Annotated in this window: 18 protein-coding genes and 2 tRNA genes; 8 read left to right on the top strand and 12 right to left on the bottom strand. The window is 30.2% G+C overall.

Annotated elements, in window-relative coordinates:
* Nucleotides 1–25 precede the first annotated feature (25 nt).
* A complete protein-coding gene (gene gap / locus MAG_RS00290) occupies nt 26–1,036 on the top strand; it encodes a type I glyceraldehyde-3-phosphate dehydrogenase (protein ID WP_011949237.1) in 1,011 nt (336 codons plus the stop codon).
* Between the two features lie 31 nt (nt 1,037–1,067).
* Here the strand turns inward: gap and MAG_RS00285 are convergent, their stop codons facing one another.
* Nucleotides 1,068–1,736 (bottom strand): hypothetical protein, encoded by a 669-nt coding sequence (locus tag MAG_RS00285; protein ID WP_011949236.1) that lies wholly within the window; start codon nt 1,734–1,736, stop codon nt 1,068–1,070.
* 128 nt (nt 1,737–1,864) lie between these two features.
* Between MAG_RS00285 and mnmE the strand changes: the two genes are divergently transcribed.
* From mnmE to MAG_RS00255, 6 genes are all read left to right on the top strand, one after another.
* Nucleotides 1,865–3,202: a tRNA uridine-5-carboxymethylaminomethyl(34) synthesis GTPase MnmE gene (mnmE, locus tag MAG_RS00280; RefSeq protein ID WP_011949235.1), complete on the top strand. Its 1,338-nt coding sequence runs from the start codon at nt 1,865–1,867 to the stop codon at nt 3,200–3,202.
* Nucleotides 3,203–3,210: 8 nt separating this feature from the next.
* Nucleotides 3,211–3,972 (top strand): TatD family hydrolase, encoded by a 762-nt coding sequence (locus MAG_RS00275; protein WP_011949234.1) that lies wholly within the window; start codon nt 3,211–3,213, stop codon nt 3,970–3,972.
* The gene (gene rsmA, locus MAG_RS00270) at nt 3,965–4,753 is read left to right on the top strand and encodes a 16S rRNA (adenine(1518)-N(6)/adenine(1519)-N(6))-dimethyltransferase RsmA (protein ID WP_041308801.1); all 789 of its coding nucleotides are present in this window, start codon (nt 3,965–3,967) and stop codon (nt 4,751–4,753) included. The genes MAG_RS00275 and rsmA overlap by 8 nt, the downstream gene beginning before the upstream one ends.
* Nucleotides 4,754–4,768: 15 nt before the next feature.
* On the top strand, nt 4,769–5,767 hold the full coding sequence (locus MAG_RS00265; protein WP_011949232.1) for an NAD(P)H-dependent glycerol-3-phosphate dehydrogenase: 999 nt from the start codon (nt 4,769–4,771) through the stop codon (nt 5,765–5,767).
* 89 nt (nt 5,768–5,856) lie between these two features.
* The gene (locus tag MAG_RS00260; protein WP_011949231.1) at nt 5,857–6,369 is read left to right on the top strand and encodes an MAG0490 family ComEA-like DNA-binding protein; all 513 of its coding nucleotides are present in this window, start codon (nt 5,857–5,859) and stop codon (nt 6,367–6,369) included.
* Nucleotides 6,294–7,682: an MAG0480 family ComEC-like protein gene (locus tag MAG_RS00255; protein ID WP_011949230.1), complete on the top strand. Its 1,389-nt coding sequence runs from the start codon at nt 6,294–6,296 to the stop codon at nt 7,680–7,682. Before MAG_RS00260 ends, MAG_RS00255 begins: the two co-directional genes overlap by 76 nt.
* A gap of 18 nt (nt 7,683–7,700) precedes the next feature.
* Here the strand turns inward: MAG_RS00255 and MAG_RS00250 are convergent.
* The 11 genes from MAG_RS00250 to MAG_RS00205 all read right to left on the bottom strand — a co-directional run bounded on the left by MAG_RS00250 (nt 7,701) and on the right by MAG_RS00205 (nt 14,183).
* Nucleotides 7,701–7,777: transfer RNA gene (locus tag MAG_RS00250), tRNA-Arg, on the bottom strand.
* Nucleotides 7,778–7,783: 6 nt separating this feature from the next.
* A tRNA-Cys gene (locus MAG_RS00245) sits at nt 7,784–7,859 on the bottom strand.
* Nucleotides 7,860–7,948: 89 nt separating this feature from the next.
* Nucleotides 7,949–8,497, bottom strand: coding sequence for a ribosome recycling factor (gene frr, locus MAG_RS00240; RefSeq protein ID WP_011949229.1), 549 nt, complete (start codon nt 8,495–8,497; stop codon nt 7,949–7,951).
* Entirely contained in the window at nt 8,497–9,219 is a 723-nt protein-coding gene (pyrH, locus tag MAG_RS00235; RefSeq protein ID WP_011949228.1) for a UMP kinase, read from the bottom strand. The genes frr and pyrH overlap by 1 nt, the downstream gene beginning before the upstream one ends.
* A 189-nt stretch (nt 9,220–9,408) precedes the next feature.
* Nucleotides 9,409–10,443 carry a YihY/virulence factor BrkB family protein gene (locus MAG_RS00230; RefSeq protein WP_011949227.1) on the bottom strand — a complete coding sequence of 345 codons (1,035 nt, stop codon included), beginning with the start codon at nt 10,441–10,443 and terminating at the stop codon, nt 9,409–9,411.
* A 131-nt stretch (nt 10,444–10,574) separates the two neighbouring features.
* Entirely contained in the window at nt 10,575–11,174 is a 600-nt protein-coding gene (gene nusG / locus MAG_RS00225) for a transcription termination/antitermination protein NusG (RefSeq protein ID WP_011949226.1), read from the bottom strand.
* Between the two features lie 5 nt (nt 11,175–11,179).
* Nucleotides 11,180–11,416, bottom strand: a complete 237-nt coding sequence (gene secE / locus MAG_RS00220; RefSeq protein ID WP_013021712.1) for a preprotein translocase subunit SecE — start codon at nt 11,414–11,416, stop codon at nt 11,180–11,182.
* Nucleotides 11,416–11,565: a 50S ribosomal protein L33 gene (gene rpmG / locus MAG_RS03925; protein WP_004024222.1), complete on the bottom strand. Its 150-nt coding sequence runs from the start codon at nt 11,563–11,565 to the stop codon at nt 11,416–11,418. Before rpmG ends, secE begins: the two co-directional genes overlap by 1 nt.
* Before the next feature lie 54 nt (nt 11,566–11,619).
* The gene (locus tag MAG_RS00215) at nt 11,620–12,126 is read right to left on the bottom strand and encodes an RNA polymerase sigma factor (RefSeq protein WP_232955119.1); all 507 of its coding nucleotides are present in this window, start codon (nt 12,124–12,126) and stop codon (nt 11,620–11,622) included.
* Between the two features lie 67 nt (nt 12,127–12,193).
* Nucleotides 12,194–12,895, bottom strand: a complete 702-nt coding sequence (gene rlmB, locus MAG_RS00210; protein WP_011949224.1) for a 23S rRNA (guanosine(2251)-2'-O)-methyltransferase RlmB — start codon at nt 12,893–12,895, stop codon at nt 12,194–12,196.
* A 46-nt stretch (nt 12,896–12,941) separates the two neighbouring features.
* Nucleotides 12,942–14,183, bottom strand: coding sequence for a class I tRNA ligase family protein (locus MAG_RS00205; protein ID WP_011949223.1), 1,242 nt, complete (start codon nt 14,181–14,183; stop codon nt 12,942–12,944).
* A 460-nt stretch (nt 14,184–14,643) separates the two neighbouring features.
* Here MAG_RS00205 and MAG_RS00200 point away from each other — a divergent pair, with 460 nt between their 5' ends.
* Entirely contained in the window at nt 14,644–24,633 is a 9,990-nt protein-coding gene (locus tag MAG_RS00200) for a PDxFFG protein (protein WP_011949222.1), read from the top strand.
* The last annotated feature ends 11 nt before the right edge of the window (nt 24,634–24,644 follow it).

The raw sequence follows: 24,644 nt of genomic DNA, 5'->3' as shown, positions 1-24,644 counted from the left end.
TAGAAAATAAAATTTGGGGGAAAATATGAAAAGAGTCGCTATCAATGGTTTTGGACGTATAGGTCGTCTCGCCCTTCGTTACCTTTTAGATACAAATAATAAAGAAGTAGAAATTGTTGCAGTTAATGACTTAACTGAACCAAAAATGCTTGCGCACTTATTAAAATATGACACTGCTTTTGGCCCATTAAAGGCTGATGTAGTTGTTAAGGATGATGCTTTTATTGTAAATGGCAAAGAAATCAAGGTATTTTCTGAAAAAGATCCTGCCTTACTGCCTTGAAAAGAACTTAATATTGATATTGTTTTAGAATGTACAGGTTTTTTTGTTAAAAAAGATCTTGCTCACAAACACATAGATGCTGGTGCTAAGAAAGTTATTATTTCAGCTCCTGCTGGTAAAGATGTAAAAACTGTTGTTTATGGTGTAAACCATGAAATTCTATCTGCTGATGATGAAATTATCTCAGGTGCTTCATGTACAACAAACTGTTTAGCTCCTGTAGTTAAGGTTTTAGTAGATAACTTTGGTATTGAAAATGGATTCATGACCACAGTTCACTCATTTACAGGTGATCAAATGCTTCAAGATGGTCCACACCGTAAGGGTGACTTGCGCCGTGCTCGTGCTGCTGGACATAACATTGTTCCTTCTTCAACTGGGGCAGCTAAGGCAATCGGACTTGTTGTTCCTGAAGCTGACGGTAAACTTGATGGTTTTGCACTTCGTGTACCAACAATCACTGGTTCATTTGTTGACTTATCAGTTCAATTAACTAAGCAACCTTCTGTTGAGGAAGTCAATGCAGCATTTGAAAAAGCAGCAAGCTTATCACTTAAATACGAAACAGATCCTATTGTTTCCTCAGACCTGATAGGTTCACACTATGGTTCAATATTTGATTCAACATTAACAAAAATCAAAGAATCAAATGGCTACAGAATTTATAAAATTTTTGCATGATATGACAATGAAATGTCTTATACAGCTCAATTAATAAGAACACTAACTTATTTTGCAAAGTTAACTAAGTAATTACTGTCCTAAAGCTCCTTCATTGGAGCTTTTAATATTTTAAGTTACGTTTATTTAAAAACGATTGGTCAATTTTAGTGTATTTCTGATTTAGTTCGCTTTTACTTATACTCCTATATTTTAGGCTTATTGGTAAAAATACACAATTTATATACGATCTGTTTTCGTTATAAAAATATTTGCTGCTTTGAATATGTTTAAATTCATACAATGAGCTTGATATACCATATAAAATTAACCTTTTGTTTTTATTATCCGGCTTACTTACTACAATTAGCTGACAATGGTTATATGTTGTGTCATTATTAGTTTCAGGTTTGATCTTAAAATATTCAAAAATATTAGTATAGTTGTCCTTAAGCAAAGGATAAGCAAAATTATTGGTCAGTATTTTTATTGACTCCAATTTTTTCTCAAAATATTTTCGCTTGCTTTTTGGAATATCAAGCAGAATTTGCTCTTCGGTTAGTCTTTTAGTTAAAATATCCTTAATGAGAGCACTAATATCTTTTCTATACTTCCTAAAAAATGTTTTGCAATAGTTAAGACCTAATGAATGAATTAAAAATTTATTATTAATAATTATTCTTAGTTTTAGATCACTTATATTATTTTTCTTTAGTAATGATATCGACTTGACACTATTTAGAAACATTGCATAGTTGGCAAAGGTGTTACAAAACTTATTTTCATTTTCCATAACTTAATAAGTAGACTTTTATATCAATTATCAAAAGAAGTAAAAAATCGGGAAAAATGGCCTGTTTTTCCTTTTTTTGTTCACTTTAATCCAGTTCACTAGTTTTATATTATTGTAAAATTAGAAATATGATAAATGACACGATTACAGCAATTTCATCAGGCGGAAAAATCAATCAAGCTATTTCAATCATTAGAGTAAGCGGACCAGATAGTGTCAACGTTGTTAAGAAAATTTTTACTGGTAAGGTGGGCACTAGTCACACAATTACTTTTGGCAACATTGTTGACAATTTGAATGGCAACGAAGTGATTGATGAAGTTTTGTGCATGTGATTTTTAGGCACAAATAATTTTGTTGGCGAAGATACAGTTGAAATAAACTGTCATGGCGGTGTAGTAATTACTAATAGTATTTTAGAATTATTACTAGCTAATGGCGCAAGGTTGGCTGAACCTGGTGAGTTTAGTAGAAGAAGTTTTTTAAATGGCAAAATGGATCTTATTAAAGCTGAAGCAATTAATGATCTAATTCATGCTAGCACAGTTAGTCAAACTAAATTAGCCATTAAGAAATTTGACGGAAAAACATCAATGTATATTCAGGATCTAAAAGACGAATTAGCCTATTTGATAGGTGAAATGGAAGTTTCAATTGACTATCCTGAATATGATTTTGACAACCCCTTTACTGACAAACTAATATCACGATTAGAATCTATTAGAAACAAAATTAGCAAAACTATTGAATTAAGTCAAACATCGAGAATGATCTTCGAAGGCATTAAAATAGCCATTTTGGGAAAGCCTAATGTTGGAAAAAGTTCTATTTTAAACGCAATATTGGAAGAAGATAAAGCAATAGTAACAGATATTGCTGGCACAACTAGAGACATAGTTGAAGCTATGTGACAATATAAAGGACTTTTATTTAAATTCATAGATACAGCAGGTATTAGAGACACTAAAGAAAAAATTGAAAAAATTGGCATTGATAAATCATTTGAACAAATCGAAAAAGCAGATGTTGTCTTACATATATATGATCCAAGTCAAAATGATAATGAGTTTGATTCGCAAATTAAAAATAAGGCACATTCATTAAATAAAATTTATGTTCCAGTTATAAACAAAAAGGATTTGCTTGAAACAACAAACGATGAATTTCTTTATGTAAGTGCAAAGCTGAATGATTTAGATCCGCTAAAAGAAAAATTAGTGTCTGTTTTTAAAAATGTCGACTTAAACAATGATCAGTACGTTAATAATTCTAGACAGTTAGCACTTATAAAACAGGCTCATAAGTCGCTTGAAGATGCTATAAAGTCAATAAAACTAGGTTATGATCCTGATGTTGTGATTATTGATCTTAGACAGGCTTGAAGTCACTTGACTGATATAACTGGTCGTGCAGACAATGAATTACTGCTTGATGAGATGTTTAAAAACTTCTGTCTTGGAAAGTAGGTAAAAATATGAGCATAAAATATATTGATTGTCATACTCATTCAATTAAAGAGTATTATAAAGATAATTTCCAAGTGATTGAAAAGGCCTATTTTAAAGGTGTAGCGGCTATGCTTATAACTGGGTGTGATCCTAAAGAAAACCTTGAAGTATTAAACATTTGCTCACACTTTGACTACACTTTTCCAGTAATTGGTGTGCATCCAAATAATTCAACTGGAGCAATTGATGGTGAGATTGTTGAGAGTCAGCTAACTAAAGATGTTGTTGCTATTGGTGAAATTGGACTAGACTATCACTATCCAGATACCAAAAAAGATGTTCAAAAAGAATCATTTATTGCCCAAATTAAAGTCGCTCAGAGACATAATTTGCCTGTTGTTGTACATATGAAAGACTCTTATGAAGATTTGTATGAAATACTTAGTCAATTTAATGATGTTAAGTTTATGATTCATACATTTAGTGGGAATTTATATTGAGCAAAAAAATTTAATGATTTAGGTTGTTACTTCAGTTTTAGTGCAATTGCAACTTACAAAAATAATTCGTCTTTATTAGAAGTTTTGCAATATCTTCCTGTTGATAAAATACTCACTGAGACTGATGCTCCATACTTACCACCAGCAAGTAAGCGAGGGATGCTAAATTATCCAAATTACGTTAAGCATACAGCAAACTATATCGCAGGCGTTAAAGGTTTATCAATTGAGAAATTTACTGACAAAGTATTAAAAAATGCAAAGAGGTTATTTAAAATCAATGTCTAATGATCATCTTCAACCAAAAGCTAAGAAGAAATTTGGACAAAATTTCTTGCATAGTGACTCAGTTATTAAAAAAATAGTTGATATTATTAGCCCTGAAGGCAAGCAAATTATTGAAATTGGCCCAGGAACTGGGGCTTTGACCAAACACCTTGTAAATAAATGCTCAAAGTTAGTTGCCTTTGAAATTGACCCAGATATGATCGAGTTTTTAAACCAGCAAAATTATTTTAATTCAGAAAATAATATGCTTGTTCATGATGACTTTTTAAATGCTAATTTAGACCAATATGTCTATTTTGAAGTGGTAGGCAACATTCCTTACTATATTACTAGTGAGATAATATTTAAATTAATTGAGAATAGATTTTTGTTCAAGCGGGCAACACTGTTAGTTCAGAAGGAAGTAGCTGACAGAATAGTTGCAGCGCCTAATAGCTATGAATATTCTAAATTGAGTATAACTTGTCAATATGTGGCTAAAGTTAAAAAAGAGTTGTTTGTAAGCAAAAATAACTTTAGCCCTATTCCAAAGGTAGATTCAGCAATTGTTACATTTGATTTTTATCAAAATCATAACGACAATTACGAACAATTAAAAGACTTTTTCAAACTTTGCTTCAGTGCAAGAAGAAAAAAACTGATTTGGTCTTTAAAACAGGTTTATTCGCAAGAAAAAATACTAAATGCTTACAGCCTGTTGAATATAAGTGAAAACATCAGAATTCAACAGCTAGACTTAGAAACTATAAGGCAATTATATGTTGAGCTAGAAACAAAATAGAGCGAGGAGAAAATTATGTCTAAAAAAGTTACTATAATAGGCACAGGGGCGTGAGCTAGCGGATTGGCAAATGTATTATCTTATAACAACCACAAAATTACAATGTGAGGCATTGATAACAAAGAAATTAATGACATTAACAATGGCATTAATTCTAAATATTTTGGTGATAAAAAGTTCAATAATCCTAATAATGTTCATGCAACTGACAATTTAGAAGAGGCATTAAACGAGCTTGATTTAATGATACTGGCTGTACCATCAGGAGCTATTGATAGTGTTCTTGGTCAAATCAGAAATATTCTAGGAACACGTAAAATTAAGATAGTTAATGTTGCTAAAGGCATAGATTCAAAGACTAAAAAATTCTTTTCTGATGTACTTGTTGAGAAATTTTCAGACAATATTGAACACTATTGCTCAATACTCGGGCCTTCTTTTGCTACTGAAGTATTTGAAAATGCACTAACAATGATCAACATTGTTGGGCCAAATCAAGGCTTCTTGCTTGAAGTATCAAAAACATTTAATAATAAGTATTTTAGATTGATAATTAATCCTAATGAAAAGGGAAGTGAATTATTTGCTGCTCTTAAAAATGTTCTTGCAATAGGCATTGGTGCAATAACACACATGTTTCCTTACAAAAATACTGAATCTGCTTTATTAGCTACAGGTGCAAAAGAAATTTACCAAATTTATAAAGCCTTATTTAACTCTGCTGATAATAACTTGCCATTAGAGCTTTCAGCAATTGGTGACATATTCTTAACTTGCTCTAGCATGAAAAGCAGAAACTTTCTTTTTGGAACACAAATTGCCCAAAAAGGCCTTAAAACAGTGCTAGAAGCAAACACCAAAACAGTTGAAGGCTACCACAATGCCAAAATATTAGAAGATATTTTAAATGATAATAAGTCAATTAGTGCACCATTTTTAAGATCTATTATTGATGTTTTATATCACAACAAGGATGTTAAGAAGTTAACCGATTTCATTGAGGAGTATAATTAATTATGAACTTTTAAGGGAAAAACAAGCCGTTTTTCCCTTATTTTTACACTTTTTATTTTTTTCATCTTACATAAAACTAATATGATGAAATGAGAATTAAAAGATTTGTAATTGGTTCTTTAGTTTTGATTGCTGTTGCTACTTCTACAATAGCAATTACTTTTGAATCAAATCGTACCTCATTTTCTAAAATTTCGCCAAGTGATAGCGATGTTGTAGCAATCGATGTAACCGGCGCAGTTTTATTTAAAGGAAGGCACTATTTTAAAAAGGGGGTTAAATTAAGAGAAATTTTAAATGTTGTAAAGGAAAATAATGCAGATCTTTCAAATATTGACATGAACAAGGAGTACAAAAATAATGTAAAAATCTTTATTCCATTTTTAAAAAACAATTTTGATAATGATGTTAATAAGCAAATACATTGACTAGAATTAAATGACGAGCAACAACTAAGAAAATTAGGAATTTCTGTAAATGTATCAAAGCAACTAGTTCAGTTAAGAAGAAAGAAATCAAAAGTCAAATGAGACGATATTCAATCTCTAAGAGGCATTGGAGAAAAAACTTTTTCAAAACTAAAGAGAGTTTTAGTCTTGTAAACCTAAATTTATTGGCATTTATTTTGCCTATATTTATTCACCTGTCTATTTTTAGTAATGAAACTAGGTGTGTGTGGATTGTGGCATATGTGATACTAGCAGTGTACATTAATTTTAAAAACTGGAAGTGCTTAGGTACTGCATTGCTAGCTATTGTCTTTTATCTATGCGCTTTGATGCCAACAGCATTTAAGCATCTGCTGGATGATGGATTATATGTTGTTCAAGGGACAATAATTAAGTCCAGTGATAATTATTTTATAATTAGTAATTCAAAGCACAATGTTTTAGTCTTGGGCAGTAGCCTAACATCAGAATCAAAAATTATTCAAGGTTCGCTAGTTGAAGTAAAGGGAAATTTAAGTAAAAATTTGTCCCATATAAAGTTTGATAAAACTTTCATGTTATCTAACTCAATAAAATATGTTGTAAGTGATCCAGTAATTAAGCAAGTATCATATCAAACCCGGAGTCTTAATCAATTATTAAATGCATATGGTGCCGACAAAATTTATTTTGCCAGATACTGAAGTACAATGGTTTTTGGAATAGGTGATTCGCAAATTGCTAATACAAAGGCTAGACTTATAAATGTTTCACATTTATTAGTTATCTCAGGATTACACTTTGACCTATTATTCTATTTTATAGCACTTTTAGCAAACAAGATACCCAGAAAAAATAAAGCATCACTATACTTTGTAATTACAATTTTATTTTGCTATGTTACTTTGCTTAATTCATTTGTTTCAGCAATAAGAAGTTTAATAATGCTGTTTGTCAAACATCAAAAAAAGATTGGTAATTATAGCTTTAAATATTATGATGGATGATTTATAGCACTAGTTGTTGTATTTAACTTAAATTTTGATCTTGTATTTTCGCTTTCTTTTATTCTTTCCTTTTGTTGTTCATTTATTCTGCTTACACTAAACAATTTAATAAATATAAAATGAAAAATTTTAAAGGCTCTAATTATTTTTGCGCTGATACATTTGTTCAATTTGCCGATAATAGGTAAAATAAATTCTTCTTTAAATCTTCTTTCTTTTGTCTTTAGCATTATTCTGGTTCCAATATTTGAAATATACTATTTGATGTCAATAATTTTCTTTTGGAGCATAGAGTTTATGAACTTTATGTACTATGTTTTGGATGAATTATTGAACATCCTGATAGATTTTTTATTCCCATTAACAGTTAAAGCATACTCATCCTGACTATTAGTGTCAATTAACATATTTACCTGATTTATAGTGCTATTTGTCATTAGTGTAGTTAGAAATAATAAAAAAATTAGGCAAGTTGCCTAATTTGATAACAATGTTATATGGCGCGCCCAAGAGGAGTCGAACCCCTAACCTTTTGGTCCGTAGCCAAACACTCTGTCCAGTTGAGCTATGGGCGCATAATATGGAGGCACCAACCGGACTCGAACCGGTAAATCGGAGTTTTGCAGACTCGTGCCTTGGCCTTTTGGCTATGGTGCCACGATGACCGATCTCTAATTGCCGTGTAATGTATTATATATTAATAGCTTTATATAAAAAGCATATTTATAAAATAGAGATCGATTAAATTAAACTGTCATGATTTCTTTTTCTTTTTTAGATACTAGTTCATCAACGTGTTCAATGTTCTTGTCAACAATTTTTTGTACGTCTGCTAAGTATCTTTTTTGCATATCTTCAGAAATTTCTTCGTTGGCTTTTATTACTTTATTTGCATTTTGACGGGCGTTTCTAATAGCAACTTTTGCGGTTTCAGAATGTTTTGATAATGATTTAACTAATTCTCTTTTTCTTTCAGTTGTTAGAGGCGGAAATTTGATACGAATTTGGCTTCCTTCATCAACAGGATTAATACCTAACTGAGCACTTGTAATAGCTTTTATTATGTCTCTAACAGTTGTTGCATCAAAAGGCTTAATTAGTAATTGTTGAGCTTCAGGAACACTAATGTTTGATAATTCTTCAATTGGTGTTAGCGTGTCATAATAATTAATTTTGATGCCTCTAATTAGTTGTGGATTAGCTCTTCCGGTTGAAGTTTTTGAAAGTTCAAAAACTAAGTGATTTATAGCTTTATCAATTTCTTCTTCTAGTTGTAAAATAAATAATTCATCCATTAGCTTATTACCTCAGTGTGATCTATATCTCCATCAATAGCTCTTAAAATAGCATTTGGCTCATTGATGTTAAAAATAATTAAGTTGATTTTATTATCTCTTGCCATACTTGTAGCTGTTAAGTCCATAACTTGTAGCTTTTTATCCAAAATTTCATCATAAGAAATTTTTCCAAATTTCTTAGCATCCTTGTTAGCTTTTGGATCTGAATCATAAATGCCAGAAACACCATTTTTGCCCATCAAAATGACTTCTGCACCTATTTCAGAGGCAAATAAGGTTGCTGCTGTATCTGTTGTGAAATATGGTCTTCCTGTTCCACCAACAAAGATAACAACTTCACCTTCTTCTAAATATTTAATTGTTTTTTCATTAACATAGTTTTCAGCAACTTTTTGGTCAACAACTAAAGATGACTGAATACGAGTTTTTAAGCCAATTCTTTCGAACCCGCTTTTTAATGCTAAACCGTTCATTATTGTGGCTAACATTCCAATATAATCTGCCCTATTTCTAGGAATGCCATTTTTTTCAGCACTTGCCCCTCTGAAGAAATTGCCACCACCAATAACAATGCTTATTTGTATTCCTCTGTCTGAAATTTGTTTTAATTGGCGTGCAATATCACCAACTAAATCATAGTCGATCGCTAAGCTTTTTTCCTTATTAACTAACCCTTCACCTGAAAGTTTAATTAATATTCTTTTGTACTTATTATCCATCTATCCGCCCAATACATTTATTATTTAATATATAAATAAAAATTTATTATATTATAAATTAAAAATGCGAATTTGTCAAAAACTAAGGCAAACCAGATGCTTAAGTAATCAAAAAATAATCATAGCAATAATATTTTTCAAATGATAGTTTTACCAAAATGTCTGTTTTATAGGCTAATAAAAAACACTCTAATAAAACTTTCTAAATCATATCTTTTTGGCAACTGTATATCTTGAATAAAATGTTTTATAAAAAGCTGCATTTGTTATTATGCCTAAATACATAAAATAAGACATTGTCGAAACAAGCAAAGCAATATACATAAAAATTCCAAATATACCAAATTTATAGTAGTCAATTAGTGATGTAAGATATCCAAATATCGTTATAAAAACCATAGTTGGTAATGAGGCAATAAGCACTCCAGGAAGTAATGATGATCATGGCACTTTAAATGCAGGACTGACTTTAAACAATAATGATAGTCCTACATACAAATTGAGCATTAAATAAAGTGAAAAAACAATGTAAAAATAAATACTTCTGCCTAGGTCGCTGGCTTTATGCACTCCAAACAGTTTGTAAATTGATAAGTATAGTAAAGAAGATATGAAAATATAAAGTGCTATGCAAACAACAATTAAAAATCCTTTGAGTCTATTGAAAAAGTAATTACCTGTTGTTTCATGTTTATAAATATAATTTATGCTATAGGTAAACTTACCAAAACCACTAGATGAAATAATTAAAGAAGCTAAAAATAAAGTAATTATCAAAATGTATGTTTTAGCATTTCAAGTCTGTGGTATTGAATTTATAAATGATTCTAGTCCTGGAATTATTCTTCTAAGAATTTCATCATTAAATAAGCTACTAAAATTACCAGGAATTAATGATATTGCAACACTAACACTCATTATTATTGGTATAAATGAAACTAGTGAATAAAATGCAAATGATACAGGAATAAAAACAAATTCCCTGCTAGTAAATCTTTTGTAAACTCTACCCACAAGCTCGCTTAATTTGTTTTTATTCTTCTTTAGTCTTATAGGCACAGCAATTAGCATAATTATTTTGATAAAAAACTTAATCACAATTTCCAAAAGCGATGTTTTAGATTTTTTAACAGACAAAATATTTTTGCTAAATAATGATTTTTTTAGCATCCTATTATATGTTCTGTTCATTTTCTTAACATTTTTATTAGTGTATAGATTCATTATGCTACCTTATTAAAAATTATACTTGCTTTAGTAGTATTTTTGCTATGAATGCTTTTACTAAGGAGCTGTATTATTAAAAGTTAAATTAAGGGTATAAAAAATAGAAGCACCCTTCTATTTAATCTTAATTATCTTTCCTTGCTTTCAACTACAGAATAATCAAAGTCAGTTGGAACTTTTTTGCCAAAGTGTTCAACTTCAACAGTAACTTTGTGAATAGATTCATTTGCCTCTAACACTTTGCCAATTGTGCCCTTGAATGGACCATCAATAATTTCCACTATTTCACCAACAGTAAATTTATCAATTATTTTACCTGCGTTAAAGTCTTCAATTAATTGTTTCTCCTTTTCAAAGGCTAAATCAATTTCTTTTTTAGTAACAGGAGTTGGTTTGGTTCCTTTTCCAGCAGAACCAATAAGCCCTGTCACATATTGTGTGTTACGCACAACAAATCAGGCTTTATCAGTCATATCCATGTTAATGAAAATGTAACCACCATACATGTTGCTCATCTTAACTTTATATGGCTCGCCAAGCGCTTTTTTCTCAGCTTCTTTAGTGGTTAAAACGGGCTTTCTGAAAATTTTGAATGCGCCTTCTTCAGTAGCATTTTGATTAAAACACTCTTCAACTTGTTCACTAACAATACGGTTTTTTAAAGACTCAACAACCTTGTCCTCTTTACCTGAAACCGTACTAATCATATATCACATAAAACGTTGCATAAGTACTAAACGCCTCCTGTTTTAATTCCTGATTTTGTGAAAATAAAAGTAATTAAAGTAACAAAACCAACAACAATTAAAGTAAATATCATTGAGAAAACAATAACTTGCACAAAAGCTGCTCAACTTTTCTTAGATGACGGCCATCTAACTCTTTTTAATTCTTTAACAAATTTACGCACCAAAAACTTTTTCTTTTTCGCTTCTTTTGTCTCTGCTTCAATTTTATTTTTCTTAACCATTATTTTTCTTCCTTGTGCATTGTGTGCTTATTGCATTTTCTACAAAACTTTTTAACTGTAATTCTATCAACTGACATCAGGCTTTTATTGGTGGAATAATTCATGCTGTGGCATTCTTCACAACTTAGTGTTACTTTTTTTCTAAGCATAGTTTTAATTATATATAAAATCTTAAAATTTTAAGCTTTTAAATTCTATAAGACTTAGGCAGAATAAAAAGTTATTATTTTGCTAACAATAATTTCTCTAAAGAGATTCAATTTATATGTTGAATGCGGTGATCATTTTTTAGACAAAAGCAGCTGAATATTATGAACATCATTTTTACTAAAATACCTATAAAACAGCCTCTTAAAGTCTTCTTCATAAGCCTTTTGATAGACTTCATTCTCTGCTGAATCATCAGTAATATAAATCATTTCATCAATTGATGACATGTTTAAATCAATAGAGCGTTTTTTGCGTAGTCAAAAATTAAGCTTGTTTAAGCAAAAATTTTTGACTACTTGGCTAACATAAGCATAGAAATTAGAATCGCTTTGGTATCTATACTTACGTAAAATATTAGGGCATTCATATAAAAATTCATTGTAAATATCATCAGCAGTGATTGGCACTTTTTTATATGAAAAAATAGCCTTGTTAATTGCATTATAAATTTCTTGTTTTAGGCAATGATTAATTGCCATAATGATTTCTAAATTAGACATATTGGGCAATATTTGCTCCAATTGCTTATTATTATTTGTTAAGTGTTTTTTAAACATAAAAATACTTTTATTCACTTCTATTAACTAATTCAAATAATAAAATTCCTGTAGCTACAGATACATTCATTGACTGGACAGTACCAAATTGTGGAATATAAACTTTAACATCCGTTGCATTAACTACTGGTTTAGAAATGCCTTTTTCTTCATTACCAACTACTAGTGCGCAATTGCCTGCATATTGAACTTTGTTATAAGGCACTGCATTTTCATCTAGTAATGAAGAGTAAATTCAAAAACCTCATTTTTTAAGCTTTTCAATGCTTGAGGCAATGTTGCTAACTTTAATGATTTTGACTCCTACAAACCCGCCTGAACTTACTTTTAAAACTGTTGAAGTAACATCGGTAGATCTATCTTTGGGAATAATAATATGCTTGATTCCTGCTGCATTTGCTGTTCTTATGATTGCACCAAAATTATGCGGATCATGTATATGGTCTAAAATTAACACGGTTTTGGGATTATCTTTTTTAATTACATCTATTTCATAGTAATTAAAATCTTTTAAAAACAGCAAGTATCCTTGATGATTTTCTGAGTTATATTCTTTAAAAAATGAAGCATCTTTGACTACTATTTTTATATTTGAAAACTCCTTAAGTTTATCAGCGTGTGATTTACTTAGAACATAAACTGCTTCAATTGGCAATTTGGCCTTAATTGCGTCTATAACTGAGTTTTTGCCACACATATATAATTTTTTCATAAAGATACCCTCAATTTTTAATAAATTAGTTCAGTGTTGATAAGTGTTAAATTAAGCTATTTTTAATTAATTTTTCTCTTAATTTGTCGGCTTTTTTATAGTCTTTTATGCCTATAAAATAGCGTCATTGGTCATATATCTCTAAATATCTATTATAAAAACTTATGTTTGTTAATTCTTTGTGGAAAAGTGAAAGTAAGAAAAATAAATCTTTTGCCCTCTCTAATGATGGTTCTTTATTAAATTGCTTAATTTCATTATTTAGCATAAAGTTAAAGTCAGAAAACTCAAGCTGTGATACTGCTTCTAAGGCTTTAGTAACAAACTCAGATTTACTGTAGTTTTCTCTGTTAAGAATTTCATTTTTGTAATTTATAAAAATCTTAAATAACACTTTCTTATACTTATTTTCAATAGCTTTCATGTTTTCAATAAGCTCACTAGTTATATTAATACTTGCACTAACTTTAGCATTGAAAAATATCAACTTTAAAATTGCTGCTCCATATTTATTTATAAAATCTTCTGCAAGTATAACGTTGCCTACTGATTTAGACATTTTTTCGCAATCAAGATTAAGCTGCCCACAACGAATTCACTCTTTAGCTAATTGCTTTTGATATAAGGCATAGTGTTGAATATTTTCATTTTCATGGTGTGGAAATGTTAAATCCATTCCGCCGCCATGGATATCAACACCATCGCTTCCAAAATGCTTGTCAATAAGTGCACTACATTCAGTGTGTCAACCAGGCCTGCCCATACCAAAACTAGATCTAAATTTAATGCCTACTGCTGTAGATTTTCAAAGCGCAAAATCGCCTTTAAACCTTTTAAGCAAGCTGTTTTCGTCAAAAACCATATTGTCAATATTTTGATTAGAAACTAGTCCATAGTTACCTTTATTTCTTAAAACATCAAACCAAACATTACCATTTGCATCTTTATATGCATTTTCAGTCTGATATAGTTTTTCAACATATTTATTGATGACATTTATATTTTTAGTTACTTTTTCAATTTTGCTAATTGTATTCACATTAAGCATTCTTAACAATCTTTGATAGCTTTTAAAATAAAACGAAGCAACTTCACTTTCTTTAACGTCCATCTGAATTGCTTTATTAATGATTTTGTCATCAACATCAGTAATGTTGTGAACAAATTTAAATTCCTTGTTCAATTCCCTATAAGCCTTAAGCATAAAGTCAAAAGTAATAATTGGCCTTAGATTTCCTATATGAGGTTCGTTATAAACAGTCGGCCCACAAACATAAATTTTTAACATAACAAAATTATATTATAGTAAGCAATTATTGATTGTTTACAGCTTTTTAATATTTGATTTTTAATAGAACAATTTATGCACTGAGCTTTATAAATTTTGCTTGCATTAAAATATAAAACTTATAACTATAAATTAATTTTAAAATTTTGTTAACATTTTTAATTTTTTATTTAAAATAAATATGTTATGAATTTTCACAACCTATATAATCGAAAGAGCACAATTATGAACATTAAGAATATTTTCTTAATGATGTTTTAATTTGGCTCTAATTTATTAGGTATTTTCAAAAAATAATATTTATTGTTTTGTTAATTTATCAGTAGCGAAATAAAGTAGGGCAAAATCCTTCTTTATTTTGTTTTTTATTAACTTTCAACTCCTTAGTTCATAACACTGAAACTTTTTTAAATAATTTAGATACTAATAATGCTATAAATTAGCCTAATATGGAGGCTTTATGCCTAAAATTAATCTTAAAAAACATGTGTGACATAAGTATGCAATCTCTGGTGGTGTTTTAGCTGGAATAACAGCAATAACACTTGGTGCAATGTATGGTTATTCAAAAACTTCAAATGAAAAGTTAGGAAGAAAAAACTTTACTGATGAAGCTGAATTAAAAAATATTTTTATAGACAGAAATGCTAAGCCTGAATCATATTTTTTAGAAGTACACAATAATAAGCACAAAGTGCACTATGATCCGCTCACCGAAGTTGTAACTGATGGCAAAACTAAATTAATTTCAACTGAGTACTTGGACAAATATTATGCAAAGCACCATGCTTTGCCATATTTGAACATAAAATATGGTTCATTCAACTTCTATAACCAATACATTGAAGCTGTTAGCCCACTAGAGTTTTACAAATTCACTGAATGATTCATGAAAAATGTGTCTTGAGGCCCTGAAATTATCACTCTTAAGTCATTTTCAATTGTCAAAGGTGTTGAAATGACTGGAAACAGCATAACTTTAGGTTCACACTCAAACAAAAACAAAGAATACACAACCATCAAGTTTTTTCCTGATGCATTTTTTGGCACACTTCCAATTTACTCTAGCCTAAGTGGCAGAGGTAATGCTCAAGATTCACTAACTTACAAACTAAACAAAAGTGTATTAAGTGAACCTGAATTAAGAAAGTTTTTAGAAAACATTGGCAAGTATAATGCTCTTGCTAATATTTCAAACAAAACTATCAATGAGCAATTCTTTAGAGGAATTACAAATGTTAGATATCTAAAAAATCAGAAAGTTTATGCACTAAGACGTCCTGAATGAGAAAAAGAAGTTTTAAAAACTACTTATTCAATTGTTGAAAAGAACAGATTAGTTCAAAAATCACCTTATTTATTAGTTGTAGCTGCTAATAATTTGGCTGAAGCTAAGGAAAAATTTGCAAGTAAGCTAAAAGAATACAAAGATAAAGATTCACTGAAGCTTTTAGATGGTTTTAGTGCTGAAAATGTTAAATTTGAAGAAAAAGTTATTGCTAATGCTGAAATTAAAGTAAATGAATACAACAATACAAATGAAATAGTGGACAAACACTTACTTATTCATTTTGAAGATGGTTCATCATACACAATTCACAGTGCTTTTGGTGAAATTTTAAATGCAACAACAGAGCAAAATGGTAAAAAATCATTTAAAACTTTAGGCAAATATGTGCAATTTGATAAAGCATTAAAAGATGCTAAAAACTTAATTGAAGACTTAGCTTCTCGTTTCATTGAGCAAATTAGAGTTAGATTTGCACCAAACAAATTTTCTGAAGAAGTTCTTAAAAAAATCACTACCGCAATTGGTGAGTTAAATGGGCTATATAGAGAGTGACTAACATTAAGACAAACCATAGAAAATATGGAGGCTGACTTACGTAACTATGTGGGAGCAAAAAAAGTTATTGAAGACTCTGAAAAACTTCAAAAAGAAATAGAAGAAAAGCTAAAAACAGCAATGAACGGCGATAAGGCAAATCTTGAAGCGCAAAAGAAGAAAGCAATTGCGGACAAGACAAGAGCAGAAAGTGTTATCAATGTTAATATATTTAAAACAACTCGTCAGAAGAGAATTGAGGATAGAAATAACTTTATTAAAACACTTGAAGATGTTATAAACAAATTAAAAGAAGCAATTAAAAAAGCAGAATCTGATCCTAAACTAAAACACACATTAGAAAAAGAGTTAAAAAACACAGAATTTACTTTAAAAAACACAAAACAATTAAATGATGACGATACAAAGCTTCTTGAGGCACTTAAGGATGTAAACCATACTACAAATAGTGGGAATGGGAACAACTCAACTAATTCAGAAGGACAAAAGAAGCTTTTGGAATCTTTAACAAAAGTTATTGAAGAAAACAAAAAAAGAGCATCAGCTTTATTAGACACAGTCAAAAAATCTGGAAAAATAACTGAGCTTACAAGTAAATTAGCTTCTCAATTTGGCATTAAAACAGATGAAATTGAAACATTAAATGCACTTGTTGCAATGTATGATTCATTTACTAATGATCCAAGCATTGATAAATTGCAAGCAGAATCATTTTCATCTAAAAACTCTGATGAAAAAGTTAAGCTTTTAAAGCAAGTTGATAAAACTGTTTTTGAGACTAATCAACAATTAAACAGACTAGTTACTGGAACAAATCCAACTGATCAATTTGTCGAAAAAGACTATTTTGCAGTCGATGTGGCTTACTTACCTAATGAACTAATTTCTATTGAAACATTAGTTGATGCTAATACTAAAGCAAAACTAAATTGAAGAGATTTTTACAACTTAGATGAATTTGTTAAAGACAGAAAAAATATTTTGCCTGATGGAGCAACAGAATTTTTTGCTTACTCTAAGTTTGTTAATGACCAAAAAGATGAATTAAGCAAGAAAAATGCACACTTGGGGGCTGATTTTGATTATTCCAAAATTTCTGACAAGCGTGAATCTGTTAAAGAAGATTTAGCAAAGGTAGATGCTGAGATAGCTAAATTTGACAATAAAGTTGAATCCGTTAAAAAACTTGTTGCGCCTTATTTTGAAAACAAGGACTTGTTCCCTGCTGAATTTTCATTGCTATATTCTGAAGTTTTAGATCCTAAAACTAACAAAAAGAATTTTGATGAATTTTGAAGTTCTAATGCTGATGTAGTCTTAGAATACTTAACAAAAGCTTTAGGTGATGAAAATGGCACTAATGATGAAGAAGGCAAAACAATTAATGGTTTTATCAAAAAACACAGTCAAGCAGAGTTCACTGAACTAACTCAACTTTTTGCTGAAAGTTCAAAATTAATTGAAAAAATTAATTCCGGCAAATCAACTGATGATAAATTAAAAGAAATAGAACTAGGTAAAAAGATTAGAGATCTTAGAGATAAAATTGATGAAAATGATGACCACATTAAAAACAAAATTGCTAGAGTTATAAATGCTAAAATTGATTTCCAGAAAGCAATCAACTTGGTTAAAGAACTTAAAAAAGATATTGCTGAGTATAAGAAAAATATTGCAAAAAGATATAACTCAACATTTTTAATGCAGTTGTCAGACTACCAATTAAGATTTTTAAGCTCTCAAAATGTTAAAGAGAATAGCGAATTAGCAAATGCGTATAAAAAGCTAATTAATTCATTTAACAACTCATCAGCTAACTTGAATAAAAAAGTTGAAGAGTATATTAATTTAGTTGAAGAGAACAAGAAGCAAATTGCTAGGACTTTAAGCAATGAAGATTATGCTGGCTGATATTCATTACTAAAACATGGTGATGAAGCTGCTATTGGGAAAAAATTAAAAGAAACTCAAAAAGTAATTAGAAAAAGAGAAACTAAAGAGAGTTCATTTAAAGCAAAATGAGAAAAAATAGCAAACAAACCATTAGTTGAAGCGCTTAATAGTCACAAGCTTGATGATTCTAAAACATTAACAGATACTTTAAAGTCATATGCTGACCGTGTGCTAGATATAATTAAAGAATTTTTTGAAAAAGCAACAAATCAATCGCAGTCAGTTTATGACCAACTTAAAAAGAAATGTGCAGATGATTTGAAAAAAGTTGAGGATTCTCTAAAGAGTAAAAAATCTGAAAAGGCTTCTTTAAATGATAAATCTGAAAGTGCTGCAAAAATTACTAAATTAAATCAGGAAATAGATAAACTTTTTGCCGAATCAGTTGTTATTGCTGAGCAATTAGAGCAACTCAAATTTTTCAGAAACTGGCATAAAACAGGCTTTAATGAATTAAATGATATTAAGAAAAAAATTAATTCTAACTCTCTTCCTGCCTTACATTTATTAATTCCGTTCAACAAACTTGAAGCTGAATTAAGTATGTTCTTAAATGATAAAAATTCTATATTGGAAACTAACTTATTTAAGGAACTTAATAGGCTTAAAAAAGTTTTAGGTGAAATAAATTCAGAAATAAGAACCAAAATTAAACCAATGGTTCATAACGAAGCTAAGGCTTACTTTGAAGCATATGAGTCATACCTAACTTACAAAACAGAGCTTGATGGATTGAAAGCTGACAAGGACTTATTAGAACAAGGCAATAAGTACCTTATGGGATTAAAAAGAGACAAAGAGCATCCAGAATATGCTGACTTCTACAACAATCTTTACAAAAAGTTTGAAGAAGATTCTAACAAAAATGAAGCATCATTGCTTGGTTCTTTGTCACTAAAAGATGATCTTCTTTCAATATTTGAATCTAATGCAGAAAGTAAGAAAGCAAATGTTGCAACATTTAAAAAAGATTTGTCAAGCTTTACAAATGCTTTAGCTAAAGATATTATGCATGATGAAGTTGTAGCAAGAGCTACCTCATACTTAAATGAATTTAAGAAACCTAATTCTACACTTGCTAGTGAAATGAAGAAAATTGAAGCATCAGAAAACTCTTCAAAACTAGGCAAGGATCTAAAGGAATTTAAAGAAACAATAACAGGCGCATATGAAAAAGAAGCAGAAACCTTTATAAAAACTTTCAAGGAAAACATAATTGTTGAACAATACAAACTTCTTTTTAGAGAACTTAAAGCTTCAAAAGCTGGCGAAGAAAATGAATCTGAAGGTAACAAGAAAGTTCCTGAGTTTTTAAAGAAATTTGAAAGAGCATCTAATGGCGGCGGATCTGTTAGAGATAGAGTAAGCAGATTAAGAAGAAGCTTGCCTCTTCCTAGCAGCAGCGGTACAAGAAACCAATCAAATTCTGAACTTGATAATTTCCTAAAAGCCCTATTTTCTAACATTAATGGTGTTGAAGTTTCAACAATTGAAACATTTAAAAAATTTGTTGCTGAATTGCAGAAAAAAGCAACTAGTTTAGTTTCTAAAATACTTAATGAAAACCAAAAGCATAAATCTCAAAAAGATAAATTTTCTAATGAACTTCTAAAACACTTTAACACAGAAGTTGAATCAATTTACAAGCAAATTGGTAAAGATGACTATGACAACTCAAATGTTGTTTCTGGCTTGTCTGCACTTTCAAATATAGTTTCAGAATTCAATAAAAAATTTAATATTGAAACATCACAAAATGGTGAACTAGCTAACTATGTGGCTGAGTTTAATAATTTAACCAGAAGACTAGAAGAAACTGTTAAGGATCTATCAGCTTACAAAACATTAGTATTAGGTTTTCTAAACAATAAAGGTTGGGAAACAAGAACAAATGCTAATATTTTAAAATTCCAAACATCATGATTTACTACACCATTTATTGAGCTGCTTAAATCTGATAAGACCAAATTAGAAAAACTTACAGATTATATTAACAAAAAGAAAGACTTAGATGAAGCAACCAAAAAGACTTATTTACAGGCTTTAGAGGTTAAAAACTTAGACAAAATTGAAGCTGAACTTGCTGAATTTAAGACTCTTCCACAGCTAACTCCAAGAGCTCACACAAGTGCAATAAATCCTGAAGTTCTTTTTAACTCATTTGTTAAAAGAATGAATGATGTTGAAAAGAACATTGACAAAAGCATCGAGCAATTTGGAGATTATTTAAGCAACTTAGGCGAATACTTTGATACTTTAATTGCACCAGCTTTAAGAGATCATAAATTATATGAAGCATACAATCACTCATTAGAGCATTCAGCTAAAATTGTTGAAAACATTAGAAAAACTCAATTGCTAAAAGAAGCTAGAGAACTAGATAAAAATGTCCAAGCAAGACAAATAACTAATGAAGATGATGTTATTGTTGCTAAGTCAAAAATTGAGCTTATCGGCATACTAACCAAGAAAAATATTCTTAAACCTAATGCTACAAAAGAAGAAATTGATAAATTAATATTCAAAGCTGACATTTCTGATATTAGTAAAAAAGGAAGTATGCTTGATGTAACTATCAAAAATGTTGATCCTGAAAATCCTTTTGGTTCACAAACTAAATTTGGAAGCAAATTTGTTAAGTTTTCAGTAGATGCTAATGCTGATAAAAATGTTCTTAAAAATATGAATGAATTTTTCTCAGTATTAGGCTACAAGAAAATGGTTGCTCCTTCAGTTATAAAAGAAGAAAACGAAGTTAACAACCCTGAAACAGGCAAATCTGAAAGATCATATGATGTTTTTGCTGATGCATATGAAGGATTAACAGACGAGCTTTTAAAAGAAGTGCCTTATGCTGGTGAATGACTAGATGGCTTACATATTAAAAAATCAATTAACTCTGATGGGGTTATGGAATACTCATTAGAAAATGGTAAATATTTAGGTTTTACCAAAAACAGCCGTGTTGGATTATGAGCTATTTTAAAAATGTCTGATCCAAACTTTAAAGGTATATCAACCGACTTTCTTAAATTTGTTGGAGCTCACGAATATGGCCACCATATAACCTTAAATGGTGCTCATGACTTAAGTAATAAAGGAAGTGATCCAATATTTGTTAGTGCTCTTACACCAAACTCAACACCTAACATTAACAACTACTACAGCAAGGATGCTGTTGAGTTATACTTAAAAGCACGTACTCATGTTGAGCTAGGCACAAAACGTTTACTAGATGAATTTGGTGCTTTAAAAGACTATGGTGAATATGCTGAATTCCGTTTTGCTAAAAAGGGCAAAGATGGAAAAATCACTTTTGAAGATAAGGCTGATGATGTAATTAAATCTTTGGAAAAGGAATCAGACATTTGAGGTGTTGGTTTAGAAGACAGAGATTTATGAAAAGCCCTATCAAACAAGAACAGACGTTTCTTGCAAGACTTTGCTGGAATGTTAGAAGCTGTTAAAAATAGAAGGACACAAAATGGCTTAACAGCTAAAGAGGATGAAAAATGACTAAGTCCTTTTGATATGTGAGTTATTAATGCTATTGACTACTACTCAGGTACACTTAACCCTACTGTTAACAGCGCATTAAAAGATGCTGCTAAGGTTAAATATATGGTTAAGAATGATAAAGGCGAGTACGAGTTCAAAGAGGCTAGCCTTTCAATGCTTAAAGGCATAATCAAAGATGGTAAAGGCAATCTAATTGAGTTTGAAGAAGTTACTAAAAATGGTTCAAAACAAATTGAACCTAAAGTTGTTGAAGGAATTAAAGATGCCGAAGGCAACTATAAATTAATAACTAAAGTTCTAATGCATAATGCTGATGGCTCTCCTGTAATTAGTGTTCCTTTAAATGTTGATTTAACTGACACAAAGAGTGCATATTATGATAAAAATGCTGTTAAATTTGTTAATGACAAAATAAATACAATTGTTAAAACAATTAAGTCATTAATAGTTGACAGGTTTAATATTAATGGTTGAAACACTTCTGACGCTCGTTTGTCGTTAGATCCAAAAATTATTGTTGATTATCCTGAAACTAGAAATATATTTGGTGCAGGATTGCCAAGTGATGTAACAAAGATGTTCTTTAACATTTACAAGAATTATCTTACTAACAGAGATCCTGACCAAGGAACCTATAAAAAAGGGAAAGATGGACAGGCGCCATCTATAAAATACTACAACAAGGATGGTTCAGAAAATAACTCGTCAAACTTCCCTAAAGCTGTTCCAAGTAACTTGATTTATGGAAATCCTAAAGATTACATAAGAAAGAATGGTAATGGTGCTCCAGCAAGCACAAACGGTGCTTCTGAACAGGTAAAACTAGGTCATGTTCTTAGTGCATTATTCAATTCAGGAAACTCACTAAACAACAACATAAATGGTGGCGCTGGCCAAGTGTTGTGAATTGACAAAGACACAATGTATATGCCTAACGTTAAGTTGGAAACAGCATTTACTGATCCTTTCTTTGCTCAAACACTTCCTAGTGATTATCTACAAGTATTTAACTCTAAGAAAATCATTAAATGATTGTCTAAATACACACCAACTTTCATAACATCAAGCGCTAATCCTAATGGTGTTTGAAATATGCTTAATAGTTCAGGGCAAATTGTTACATTCCCAGATACTTCACAAGCTGATTTTACACAAGTAACTAAATTAAAAATGAACTATACAGAAAGCTTAAAACGTTTAGATCATAATGTGTTAACTGGTTTATTTAATTCATTTGCTAATGAAGTTATGAAAGATGGCTCTATTGAATTTGATGATTACAAAAAATGACTAGAGTTTGTTAATGTTGACTTAACTAAAGCTAAGTATGATAAAGCCACTAATACAGTTAAGTGAACATTGGATTATGTAAAGTCTAAAATTGATATAGAAAAATTCAAAAAAGCCTATAAAACAGAGATAATAGACAAATTAGGTAATATGACAGAAATGTCTGAAGAAGAGAAAAATGTCTTCAGAGAATTCTACAAAAAAGCTAATGAAGATTCATCTAACCAAATGTGAGCTAATGACATTATGAGAAGATTTAGCTCATCACTATTTGCAATGTTTAACTCGGCTTTAACATTCGACAAGCTTAAAGATAAAAATAAAGATGCAACGTGAATCTTTGACCAAAAACATGGCTATGGAGAGTTTAAAAAACAAGAGTTCAAAATTGATGGTGCTGATAGAAAGAAATGAGAAATTGGTGCTGATGATGCAATCAAAACATACGAAAGTATCGCTAAAGAGTTTGGTGTTGACCTAAAAGTCATAAACTTAGTAGACTCCCTTGTGTTTGATAGCAAAATTCAACTTTACACTGACCAAACAATTGTGCATGTTTCACTACAACAATTTGAGTTAGTTAACATATTTACTTCGTTAGCTAACGCTGCCTTCCATACAGGGCCATCTGATAATGTTAAGAATTACTTTATTAACAAAACTGAGCGTAAATTCAATGAATTATTCTCTGACTATACATATAACTTTGCTGAAGTTATAAACCGTGATAACTTGCAAATAACATACTCACCTTCAAATCATGATTTTGGTAACACTCCTTCATTCTTATCTAATATTAGTGAAGCTAATACAGGATTAGAATATGTTGTTGATGGTACTACTACTGTTAAGTGAAAATCTAAAGCACTTAAATTAAATGATAGAGGCGGTCGTAATGGAATTACGAATGCAATCTTAGATTATGAAAGATTGGCTGATAGTGAAGAAAAACATAAAGCAAATGCTCTAAATCTAAGATACAAAAAGGCGATTTTATCGGATGATAAAAACCTTAGCGATGATTCAAACTACAACAACAGTTGCTTTGGAGAGTTTCAATCAATTAATAATGGCTGATTTAAAGACAGATGATACCGTGACTTTTTAAACTTTAAGCTTTATGATGATAAGGGTGCTGAAATAGTTGATGACACCATCAGAATTAAAGACTTAGAAGGAAAAGTAGTTAATACTAGAGCTAGAGCTTACTGACAATACTACATTCAGTCACAAGGTGTTGGTAAGAGAAACATTTCAGGTATCTGAAGAGATGGAAGTAAGGATGCTGTGGCAATGTTTGGTTATCTATCGAGCGATGTTGCTGACAAAGCAAACTATCTAGCTTTTAAAGATAGACAAACTGGTGAGATTAAGACTCTTAAGCTAACTAAAGATAACACTAGTAACATGTTCTATTACAAAAATCAACACATTGAAAATGAAAAGAAATTCAATGAAGCTAAAAGTGATGAAGAAAGAAGCAAAATCCGTCATACTCTGGCAGATGAACAATATGACTATAGCGACTCTAATGGTAAGCACAAGGGTAAAGGATTTGTTTCTTGAGTAAGCGACTATGGCATTATGTCTAAATATAGAAATGCCATATTATTGCCAGGACATACATATTCAGTTTACTTCTCTAGCGACGAACAAGGAACTAAAGATATACTAAATACTAACCTAGGTTCATGAGAATCAATTGCTGAAAACGGTAAGACGTTCTCACAAGCTTCAATTAGAATGGCTAAAGGCGAAAAACCTTATAAAATAGATGAAAACGGCAATAATGTCTATGAAAATATATTATATGTTTATGACCAATTTAATGGGGTTAAATAATAAAGGAGGCT

The sequence above is a fragment of the Mycoplasmopsis agalactiae PG2 genome, assembly GCF_000063605.1.
Taxonomy (GTDB): Bacteria; Bacillota_I; Bacilli_A; order Mycoplasmatales; family Metamycoplasmataceae; genus Mycoplasmopsis; species Mycoplasmopsis agalactiae.
The sequence above is the reverse complement of the archived record's forward strand: the minus strand, read 5'-3'. Positions and strand labels throughout refer to the sequence as shown.